Origin of the sequence: Mesorhizobium sp. M4B.F.Ca.ET.089.01.1.1 (genome assembly GCF_004022605.1) — a bacterium.
Taxonomy (GTDB): domain Bacteria; phylum Pseudomonadota; class Alphaproteobacteria; order Rhizobiales; family Rhizobiaceae; genus Mesorhizobium; species Mesorhizobium abyssinicae.
The window spans coordinates 1-10195 of sequence record NZ_RZOS01000194.1 but is presented as its reverse complement, the minus strand read 5'-3'; the positions used below and the strand labels follow the sequence as shown (position 1 = coordinate 10195).

The following is a 10195-nucleotide window of genomic DNA, read 5'->3' as shown; positions in this document are numbered from 1 at the left end:
GTGCTCATCATCCTGAAGCCGTCCTCTGCCGCCTTCTCAATGTCTTCCGGCTTTGCGCTGGTCGGCAGCATCGCTTTCGGCTTCGCCATCATCCTTGGCCGTCGTCTGCGCGGCACCAGCGACACAACGCTCGTCACCTGGCAGACCATCGGCACGCTGATTGTCGGCGGGGTCTTGACCATCGGCGCCTGGCGCACACCGTCCGCGCTCGATTTCGGCGCCATGCTGTTGCTCGGCGTCGTCTCCTGCGCCGCCCATCTGATGATCACCAGGGCGCTGAAGCTGGCTCCGGCCTCGACGCTGGCGCCGCTGCACTACAGCCTGCTTCTGTGGGCGATCGTCTTTGGTCTGGCCTTCTTCGGCGACGTGCCAAGCCTTCGCATCCTGGTCGGCTCGGCGATCGTCGTGCTCGCCGGCATCTTCATCTTCCATCGCCAGAAGGTGGTGGAGACGGTGGTTCCCCCCGAGAACGTGCCGAAGGGCGTGAACTAGGGCTCGCAGTTCGGGCGGCTAACCCTTGCGTATCGCCGCAAGATGCCGCGAGAACTCCGCCGTCTCCATCAACGCCTTGCAGCGGACGAAACGGCCGTCGGCATAGGCGCGGAAATCGTCGACCGGATTGTTGTTGGCGAGCTGGATCAGCCCCCACAGCGTCCACAGAAGGTCGCACATCGCCTTGTAGATGACGACGCGGCCGCGCTCGGCGGGCTTCGGCGCGCGGCCGAAATAGGCGAGCATCAATTCTTCGTCCTGCGCGGCGTCGAATTTGCCTTCGACGGAGAGATCGCCGAGGTCCCAGAGCGGATCGTTCATGCCCGAATATTCCCAGTCGACGATCCACATCCTGTCACCGGTATCGAGAAAATTCTCGCACAGCGGATCGCAGTGGCAGGCGACAATTGGAATGGGGTGGGCGGCAAGCGCCGCGCGCACGCTGTCGGCCTCGCGCACCACGTCGTGATAGCCGGCGGGCAGCGCCACATCCTTGGTCGACAGCACCCTGAGATAGTCGTCGATCATCGCAAACAGCTCGAAGCGGAACGGAAACACCGCGCCGGATGAATGCAGCTTGCGGAAGGCCTCGCCGGCGCGCGCCGGACTGCCGAGCCGCGTCTTGAACTTCTCCGGCGACATCGTCTCGGCACCGGCGACGTAGCGGCTCACCAGCACGCCCGTCGCGGCGTCGGCATGCAGCACCTCGGGGCTGACCCCGGCCTTGGCCGCCTCGCGCGCCGCCACCGCCTCATTGGCGCGGTTGATATACTCCTCGGTGCCCTTGCCGGGGATGCGCAGGCAAAGATCGCCGGCCCTGTAGACGAGATTGGTCAGGCCGCCGAGCCGTTCCAGCGGTCCCTGGTAGCCCGCCAGCACCGGAATCGCGGCCAATGCCGCGCGTGCCTCGTCCGTCATTATGCCCCCGTGTTTACCTTCTCACCTTGTTTATGGAGGAACGGTTCCACAATTTTCGCCATTTGGCTATCATCCGATCAAAGTCGACTCGATCAGGCGGCGGCAACAGAAAGATGGCAGACAGCAAGCATCTTGGACCGCTCACCGCGGCCTACGCGGCGAAGCGGCCGGAAGAGGTGGCAGCGCTTTACGACCGCTGGTCCGAGACCTACGACGCCGACATGTCGGCGGCCGGTTATCGCCATCCGACGATCTGCCTGGCGCTGATCGCCCGCCATCTGGCGCGCGGCGCCGCGCCGCTGCTGGATGCCGGCGCCGGCACCGGCCTGATCGGCGAATGGCTTGCCATCACCGGCTATCCCAAGGTCGAGGCGCTCGATATTTCGCAAGGCATGCTGGACAAGGCTGCCGCCAAAGGCGTCTACACGGCGCTTCACTGCCTGGCGATGGGTGGGCCATTGCCCTTCGCGGACAATGCCTATGCCGGCATCGTCTCGGCAGGCGTCTTCACTTCAGGCCATGTCGGCGCCGAGGGTCTGGACGAGTTGATCCGCATCTGCCGGCCGGGCGGGGTTATCGTGCTCACGGTCAAGAACACGCTGTGGGAGGCCGGCTTTGCTAAGCGCGTCGCCGCGCTCGAGGCAGGGCGCACGGTCGTCCGCGTCGAAGAAACCGCGCCCTATGTCTCAATGCCCGGCGAGGCCGACACGGTGCCCAGCCGCGGCCTGGTCCTGCGCGTGATCTGAAGCCCTAGGCTTTGATTTTTTCCCCGGCCGGATCGTACATCGGCTCGAGATGGATCTTTGCCGGCGTCCGCTCCATCGCCACCACCAGCTCATAGTCGCCGGATGCGAGAAAATCGTCGCCGACGCCGGCGGCGTTGCGCACATAGCCGTAGCCGATGTTCTTGCCCAGCGTGTAGCCATAGCCGCCGCTGGTGAGATAGCCGACCGGCTCGCCATTGCGCAGGATGGTCTCGCGCCCGACCAGGACGATCGCGGGGTCGTCGACAGTAAAGCCGGCAAAGCGTTTCTTCAGCGCCTCGCCGGCGGCGTCCTCTAGTGCCCTTCGGCCGACGAAGTCGGTGTTCTTGCGAAGCTTCACCGCCCAGCCGAGGCCAGCCTCCTGCGGCGTGTCGTTGGGCGTGATGTCGGAACCCCAGGCGCGGTAGCCTTTCTCCAGCCGCAGCGATTCCAGCGCCCGGTAGCCGATCGGGCGGATGCCGTGCGCCTCGCCCGCCGCCATGAGCGCGTCGAACACCTCGCCGGTCGCCGCGATCGGCACATGCAGTTCCCAGCCGAGCTCGCCGACATAGGTGACGCGCAGCGCCTTGACCGTATGGCCGGCGATCTGGATCTCGCGCGCATGGCCGAACGGGAAGGCGGTGTTGGAGGCATCCGCGTCCGTCACCGCCGACAGCACGTCGCGGGCGCGCGGCCCCATCAGCGTCAGCGTGCCGAAATCCTCCGTGACATCCTTGAGCGCCACGTCGAGCCCCTTGCCGACATGGTCCTCGATCCACGACAGATCATGGGTGCGGAAGCCGGTGCCGGTGACGATGTAGAACCTATCCTCGCCGAGCCGCGACACGGTCAGGTCAGCCTCGATGCCGCCGCGCGTGTTGAGAAGCTGCGTATAGGTCAGCCGGCCGACCGGCTTGGCGACGTCGTTGGAGCAGATCCAGTCGAGCGATTTCAAGGCATCCGCGCCGGTCATCTCGTATTTGGCGAAGGACGACTGGTCGAAGATGCCGACCTTCTCACGAACATGCCGATGTTCCTCGCCGACCGCCTCGAACCAGTTCTGCCGGCCCATCGAATAGACGTCCTCCGGCTCGACGCCGTCGGGCGCGAACCAGTTCGGCCGCTCCCAGCCGAGCTTCGAACCGAACACGGCGCGGTGCCCGCCCAGCCGTTCATAGAGCGGCGAGACGATGCGCGGCCGGCCGGAGAGATATTCCTCATGCGGGAAGCCGATCGTGTAGTGCTTGCCATAGGCCTCCAGCGTGCGGTCGCAGACCCATTGCCGGTCGCGGTGCAGGTTGGAAAAACGCCTGATGTCGACGACCCAGAGGTCGAGCGGCGCCTCGCCGTCGACCACCCATTGCGCCAGCACCCAGCCGGCGCCGCCGCCAGACGCGATGCCGAAGGCGTTGAAGCCGGCGCCGACGAACATGTTGGCGCATTCGGGTGCCACGCCTAGGATGAAATTGCCGTCCGGCGTAAAACTTTCCGGCCCGTTGATCATCTGCTTGACGCCGGCATGGGCCAACGCCGGCACGCGCTCGATCGCCTGCGCCATATGCTGCTCGAAATGATCGTAGTCGTCGTCGAACAGCCGGAATTCCCAGTCGTTGGGAACGTCGCCCGTCGTCCAGGCCTGCGGGTTCGGCTCATAGCCGCCCATCACCAGCCCGCCGACCTCTTCCTTGAAGTAGGTGCGGCGGTCGGGGTCGCGGATCGTCGGCGCGTCGGTCGCCAGCCCGTCGATCTTCTCGGTGATGATGTACTGGTGCTTGACCGGCTGCAGCGGCACGTTGATGCCGGCCATCGCGCCAACCTGGCGGGCCCATTGCCCGGCGCAGTTCACCACCTTGTCGCAGGCGATGTCGCCCTTGTCGGTCTTCACCGTGGTGATGCGGCCGTCCTTCATCGCGAAGCCGGTGACGCGCACCTCCTCGAACAGTTTCGCGCCATGCATGCGCGCGCCCTTGGCCAGCGACTGGGTGATGTCGGAGGGGCTCGCCTGCCCGTCGGTCGGCAGCCAGGAGGCGCCGACGAGGTCGCCGGTCTCCATCAGCGGCCACATCTTTTTCACCTCGTCCGGCGACAGCAATTGCATGTCCATGCCGAAGCTTTTCGCCGTCGTCGCCAGCCGCCTGAACTCAGTCCAGCGGTCGGCATTGGTGGCCAGCCTGAGGCACCCGGTCATCTTCCAGCCGGTGGCGAGCCCGGTCTCGGCCTCCAGCCCCTTGTAGAGCTCGACTGAGTATTTCAGCACGCGCGTGATCGAGGCCGACGAACGCAGCTGGCCGACCAGCCCGGCCGCATGCCAGGTCGAGCCCGAGGTCAGTCTGCCCTGCTCCAGGAGCACGACATCGGCCTTGTGGTCGCGCGCCAGATGATAGGCCGTCGAGCAGCCGATGATGCCGCCGCCGATGACGACGATCCCGGCCTGGCTGGGCAAAGTCATGGGCTCAGCCTTCCGTATTTGGTCTGGTAGTGGTCCAGCGCCGCGTCGAGCCGCGTCAGATTCTCCTCGGTGTAGGCGACGTAGTCGATGCCGGGCGCGTCAAGATAGAGTTCGGAGACCATGCTCCACATCGCCTCGCGCAGCAGCGAGGCGCATTGCATCGCCGCATGCGAGCGGCGGATGGCGTCGTCGGGCTCCTTCATGAAATAGGCGGTGAGCAGGGCGAAGGATTCCTCGTCGCTCAGGCCGGCGTTGGAGGCCGAGCCGGCAAGGTCGAACATCGCCGTGTTGAAGCCCGCATATTCGAAGTCGATCAGCCACAGCCTGTTGCCGTCGTCGAGAATATTGGCCGGCAAAAGATCGTTGTGGCCGAAGACGATAGGCAGCAGTTTTTGCGCGCGTTCCAGTTCATCGGCGAGCGTCAGGTAGCGGGGCAATTCGTCCCGCTTGCGGCTGCCGCCTTCATCCAGCGTGCGCGCATAGTCGCGGATGACGTGGAACACCCAGAACATGAAACCGGCGCCGGAGACGTGATTGGGCATTTCGCGGTGGAAGCCGCGCATCAGGGCGGCGACGCGGCCGATGTTGGCGCGCACGTCCTCGGCGGTATAGGTCCTGGCGCCGAGATACTGCGTCACCATGATGCCCGGCTCGGCATAGCGGACGGCCGGCGCGAAGCCCGCGGCATGCGCCGCGCGCGAGGTCATCACCTCGCGCTCGCGAAAGACGTGGTGGAACGGAAAATCCTGGCCGAAGCGCACCACATGCCGTCCGGCCGCGTCCTGGACCAGGTAGTTGGCGTTGCTCAGGCCGCCCGGCAGCGGCTCAATCTCGATCGTGCCGGTCCAGCAGGGCAGGGCGCGGATGCGGTCTTCGACGGTCACGGTCTATCCCTGGTTAGGCTGAGCTTCGACAAAGCGCCACGGACAGGGCGGCGACGGCGGAGGGGAATGGGAAAATCTCGTCGGTGCGGGACGCCAGGACCGGTATCCCGCACCGCACCGACGAGCCCCTTGGCCAGGTTTGTGATCCCGGCATCCGCCCCCGCGGATCTGAAAATGCCTTGCACCAGGCCCGTTCCGGGTGATCTGGTCCGTGAATTGCGGCTCCGCCATCACCTTCCCGTGGCGCTTTCGAGCCTGTCACCTTTCTTCGATCTCACGCCAGTGTTGGTCGGCTGTCAATCAAAAGCCGTGACTTTTTTTGGGTGTTTTGCCCGAAAGTATAAGCACTTCCTTTAAAAACGGCAGGATTGCCTTAGAATCGGTCAAAATCCTGGAAGCCCGTATGATCCATTCGAAACGGCATGGCGAGATTTTGCGGCTCCTCAACGAGGAGGGCACCATCACCATCGCCAGCCTGGCCGACCGGCTGGGAGTCTCGCTGGAGACCGTGCGCCGCGACGTCAAGCCACTCACCAATGACGGCTCGATCCTGAAGATGCACGGCGCCGTCAGTCTGCCGGCAATGGCGGGCGAAGCGCCGTTCGAGCGGCGCATGCGCGAGAATGCCGACGCCAAGCGCGCCATTGCCCGCATGGTCGCCGCCACCATACGCGATGGCGAGTCGGTCATGCTCGATACCGGCACGACCACTTCGTTCCTTGCCCGCGAGCTGCTCGGCCACCGGCGGCTCACCGTCGTCACCAATTCGTCGGACATCGCCCGCACGCTGGCCACCGTCAACGGCAACAAGGTCTACATGGCCGGCGGCGAGTTGCGCAGCGATTCCGGCGCCGCCTTCGGCGTCTCGGCCATCGACTTCGTCAGCCGCTTCTCCGTCAGCCACGCGGTGATCTCCATCGGCGCGGTCGACGCCGTCGCCGGCCTGATGGACTACGATCTGGAAGAGGCGGAGTTCGCCCGCATGGTGCTGTCGCGCGGCCAGCGCTCTGTGGTGGTCACCGATCAAAGCAAGTTCGGCCGCCAGGGTCTGGTCCGGGTCTGCGGCTTCGACGGCTTTTCCGAACTCGCCACCGACCTGCCGCCGCCGCGCGACATCGCCGCCGCGCTCGCCGCGGCCGGCGGGCGGATCAGCATAGCCGGTGGCGACGACAGCTAAGACCGGGACAGCGATGTTGTGGGCCGCCAAGTGGCCCGCTTTCCTTCCGCCCTGCGCCAGTGTTTAGTCCCGCCATGGCTTTCACCATCCGCCAGCTGCAGTTCTTCGTCGCCGTCGCCGAGCAGGGCACCGTGTCCGGCGCCGCGCAGAACCTCTCCATCTCGCAATCCTCGGTCACCGAGGCGATCAAGGAACTGGAAAGCGACCTCGGCGTCGAACTGTTCGAGCGCCATCCGCGCGGCCTCAACATCACCCACAAAGGCCACCAGTTCCTGCGCCACGCGACCAAGATCCTCGCCGATGTGTCGGACGCCCGCCGCGCCTTCTTCGGCGACCAGCTGGTGGCCGGCGGCCGCCTCCAGCTCGGCGTCACCTCGCTGGTCGCCGGCTATGTGCTGTCCGATCTTCTCGCCCGCTACCGTCGCGCCTATCCCGGTGTCGAGGTCTCGGCCATCGAGGACAATGGCGACTATCTCGAGCACCTTTTGATCGGCGGCAAGCTCGATATCGCCGTCATGGTCACCTCGAACCTGCGCGACCGCACCGCGCTGCAGTCGGAAATCCTCGAGGTCTCGGCCTATCGCCTGTGGGTGCCGCTCAGCCACAAACTCGCCAGCGCCGACATTATCGATCTCAGCGACATCGTCTCGGAGCCGCTGATCATGCTGACCGTCGACGAGATCGAGGAGAACACCGGCAAGCTGCTCGCGGCGCTCGGCGCCAGGCCGCATGTCGCCTTCCGCACCCGCTCGGTCGAGGCGGTGCGCAGCCTCGTCGCCACCGGCGCCGGCGTGGCGCTGCTGCCCGACCTCGTCTACCGGCCATGGTCGCTGGAAGGCGACCGCATCGAATCGCGCGATATTTCCGGCGCCTTGCCGGTGGTCCAGGTAGGCATGGTCTGGCGCCGCGGCTCCAGCCTGCCGCAGGCCGCGCGCGACTTCATCGGCCTTGCCCAGTCGCAGCGCATGGTCCGCCAGCGCCCCTGAAAGCTCGCGCATTTATCTATCGGAAAAACCGATATCGGCTTTCTGATAAATGAATTTGCGAAACCGGGAATTTCGCAGCAACCTCCGGTTAGGGAACCAAAAGCCGCCGCAGAGTGCGGCCCCTTGGAGCGCCGCCCATTTTCCTGGTCGGCGGACGCTTCAATGTTTTGAGGGTGCGCGTGATCTTATCGGAGACATGCGCCAAAATGGGAGATCGATGATGAATTCATTCCTGAAGTCGTGCACTGCATTGACGGTCGCGCTGACCTTCTCCGGCCAGGCCGTCGCCCAGGTCAAGGAACTCGGCAAGGGCGAGGGCGAGGTCAACATCGTCGCCTGGCCGGGCTATATCGAGCGCGGCGAAACCGACAAGGGCTATGACTGGGTCACCTCCTTCGAGAAGGAGAGCGGCTGCAAGGTCAACGTCAAGACCGCCAACACGTCGGACGAGATGGTCTCGTTGATGAACGAGGGCGGCTTCGACCTCGTCACCGCGTCGGGCGATGCTTCGTTGCGCCTCGTCGCCGGCAAGCGCGTGCAGCCGATCAACACCGATCTCGTCCCGAGCTGGAAGAGCGTCGACGACCGGCTGAAGGACGCCCCCTGGTTCACGGTCGACAAGGTGCATTACGGCGTTCCCTATCAGTGGGGCCCGAACGTGCTGATGTACAACACCGACGTCTTCAAGGAAGCGCCCAAGAGCTGGAATGTCGTCTTCGAGGAGATGAACCTGCCTGACGGCAAATCGAACAAGGGCCGCGTTCAGGCCTATGACGGTCCGATCCACATCGCCGACGCCGCCAACTACCTGATGTTCCACAAGCCGGAGCTCGGCATCAAGGATCCCTACGAACTGACCGAGGACCAGTACAAGGCTGCGCTCGACCTGCTGCGCGTCCAGCGCACGCTTGTCGGCCGCTACTGGCACGATGCCGCGATCCAGGTCGACGATTTCCAGAACGAGGGCGTCGTCGCCTCGGGCTCGTGGCCGTACCAGGTCAACACGCTGGTCGCCGCCAAGAAGCCGGTCTCCTCGACCGTGCCGGAGGAAGGCGTCACCGGCTGGGCCGACACCACCATGATGGAGGCCGACGCCGCCCATCCGAACTGCGCCTATATGTGGCTCGAGCACTCGCTGTCGCCCAAGGTTCAGGGCGATGTCTCGGCCTGGTTCGGCTCGCTGCCGGTGGTGCCCGCCGCCTGCAAGGGCAATGAACTGCTAGGCGACGAAGGCTGCAAGACCAACGGGTACGACAATTTCGACAAGATCAAGTTCTGGAAGACGCCGGTGTCGAAATGCGCCAGCGAGAACAACCAGTGCGTCCCCTATTACCGCTGGGTGTCTGACTATATCGGCGTCATCGGCGGACGGTGATCCATTACCCTCCCCCTTGTGGGGAGGGTCGACGCGCAGCGTCGGGGTGGGGGTCCGTGCCAGCCACCCCCACCCGCGGCTTCGCCGCGACCTCCCCCCATCGAGGGGGAGGTGAAGCAGCGCGCTATCGCGATCCGACAGAACCAAACCGGCAACTGACTGACAGCCCATGACCTCGGCCGTATCCTTTCAAAAAGTCTCCCGCCATTTCGGCAGCGTTCGCGCCGTCGACGCCGTCGATCTCGACATCGCGCCCGGCGAGTTCTTCGCCATGCTCGGCCCGTCGGGCTCCGGCAAGACCACCTGCCTGCGCCTGATCGCCGGCTTCGAGCAGCCGACTTCGGGCTCGATCTCCATTTTCGGCGAGCGCGCCGAGGGCGTCCCGCCCTACCGCCGCAACGTCAACACCGTCTTCCAGGACTACGCGCTCTTTCCGCATCTGAATGTCCTCGACAATGTCGCCTATGGGCTGATGGTCAAGGGCGTCGGCAAGCCGGAGCGCCATAAGGCGGCGGAAGAGGCGCTGTCGCTGGTCAGGCTTCCTGGCTATGGCGCCCGCCGTCCCGGCCAGCTATCCGGCGGCCAGCGCCAGCGCGTCGCGCTCGCCCGCGCGCTGGTCAACCAGCCCAAGGTGCTCCTGCTCGACGAACCGCTCGGCGCGCTCGACCTCAAGCTGCGCGAGAACATGCAGGAGGAGTTGAAGTCGCTGCAGAAGGCGCTCGGCATCACCTTCGTCTTCGTCACCCACGACCAGGGCGAGGCGCTGTCGATGGCCGACCGCGTCGCCGTCTTCAACGACGGCAGGATCATGCAGATCGGCACGCCTGAAGACATCTACCAGCGCCCGAGGACACGCTTCGTCGCCGACTTCGTCGGCTCGTCCAACGTGCTGCCGCCGGATTTCGTCCAGCGCTATTGCGGCCAGCATCGCTGGGGCAGTCTGCGCCCCGAATCCATCCGCATAGGCCGCGCAGCGAAAGGCGATGGCGTTACCGCGCGCCTGGTCGGGACGAATTATCTCGGCGCCACCACGAGACTGGCGCTCGATGTCGACGGCTTGAGGCTGCACGCCATCGTACCGGCCGTCACAAAACTGCCGGCGGAAGGCGAAGCGGTGGCGCTGACGTTCAATCGCGAGCACCTGCATCTGATGGATGAGCCGGCATGATTG

9 protein-coding genes are annotated in these 10195 nt (G+C 65.2%); 6 read left to right on the top strand and 3 right to left on the bottom strand.

What is annotated here, in order from left to right; genetic code table 11:
- Positions 1–492, top strand: a 492-nt coding sequence (locus EN780_RS18695; protein WP_133372643.1) for a DMT family transporter, incomplete at its 5' end; no start/stop codon positions are given.
- 18 nt (positions 493–510) lie between these two features.
- Here EN780_RS18695 and EN780_RS18690 read toward each other — a convergent pair.
- Complete coding sequence (locus EN780_RS18690; RefSeq protein WP_127282462.1) at positions 511–1413, bottom strand: phosphotransferase family protein; 903 nt, start codon at positions 1411–1413, stop codon at positions 511–513.
- 110 nt (positions 1414–1523) lie between these two features.
- Here EN780_RS18690 and EN780_RS18685 point away from each other — a divergent pair, with 110 nt between their 5' ends.
- Positions 1524–2156, top strand: coding sequence for a class I SAM-dependent methyltransferase (locus tag EN780_RS18685; protein WP_127282461.1), 633 nt, complete (start codon positions 1524–1526; stop codon positions 2154–2156).
- A 4-nt stretch (positions 2157–2160) separates the two neighbouring features.
- Here EN780_RS18685 and EN780_RS18680 read toward each other — a convergent pair whose 3' ends face one another.
- Both EN780_RS18680 and EN780_RS18675 read right to left on the bottom strand, forming a co-directional pair.
- Positions 2161–4602 (bottom strand): FAD-dependent oxidoreductase, encoded by a 2442-nt coding sequence (locus EN780_RS18680; protein ID WP_128274956.1) that lies wholly within the window; start codon positions 4600–4602, stop codon positions 2161–2163.
- On the bottom strand, positions 4599–5486 hold the full coding sequence (locus EN780_RS18675) for a phosphotransferase family protein (protein WP_127282459.1): 888 nt from the start codon (positions 5484–5486) through the stop codon (positions 4599–4601). Before EN780_RS18675 ends, EN780_RS18680 begins: the two co-directional genes overlap by 4 nt.
- A gap of 403 nt (positions 5487–5889) precedes the next feature.
- Between EN780_RS18675 and EN780_RS18670 the strand changes: the two genes are divergently transcribed.
- The 4 genes from EN780_RS18670 to EN780_RS18655 all read left to right on the top strand — a co-directional run bounded on the left by EN780_RS18670 (position 5890) and on the right by EN780_RS18655 (position 10192).
- Positions 5890–6663, top strand: coding sequence for a DeoR/GlpR family DNA-binding transcription regulator (locus tag EN780_RS18670; RefSeq protein WP_128274955.1), 774 nt, complete (start codon positions 5890–5892; stop codon positions 6661–6663).
- A 74-nt stretch (positions 6664–6737) separates the two neighbouring features.
- On the top strand, positions 6738–7649 hold the full coding sequence (locus EN780_RS18665; RefSeq protein WP_127282457.1) for a LysR substrate-binding domain-containing protein: 912 nt from the start codon (positions 6738–6740) through the stop codon (positions 7647–7649).
- Between the two features lie 220 nt (positions 7650–7869).
- The gene (locus EN780_RS18660) at positions 7870–9024 is read left to right on the top strand and encodes an ABC transporter substrate-binding protein (protein ID WP_127282456.1); all 1155 of its coding nucleotides are present in this window, start codon (positions 7870–7872) and stop codon (positions 9022–9024) included.
- Positions 9025–9193: 169 nt separating this feature from the next.
- The gene (locus tag EN780_RS18655) at positions 9194–10192 is read left to right on the top strand and encodes an ABC transporter ATP-binding protein (RefSeq protein ID WP_127393328.1); all 999 of its coding nucleotides are present in this window, start codon (positions 9194–9196) and stop codon (positions 10190–10192) included.
- Positions 10193–10195 lie beyond the last annotated feature (3 nt).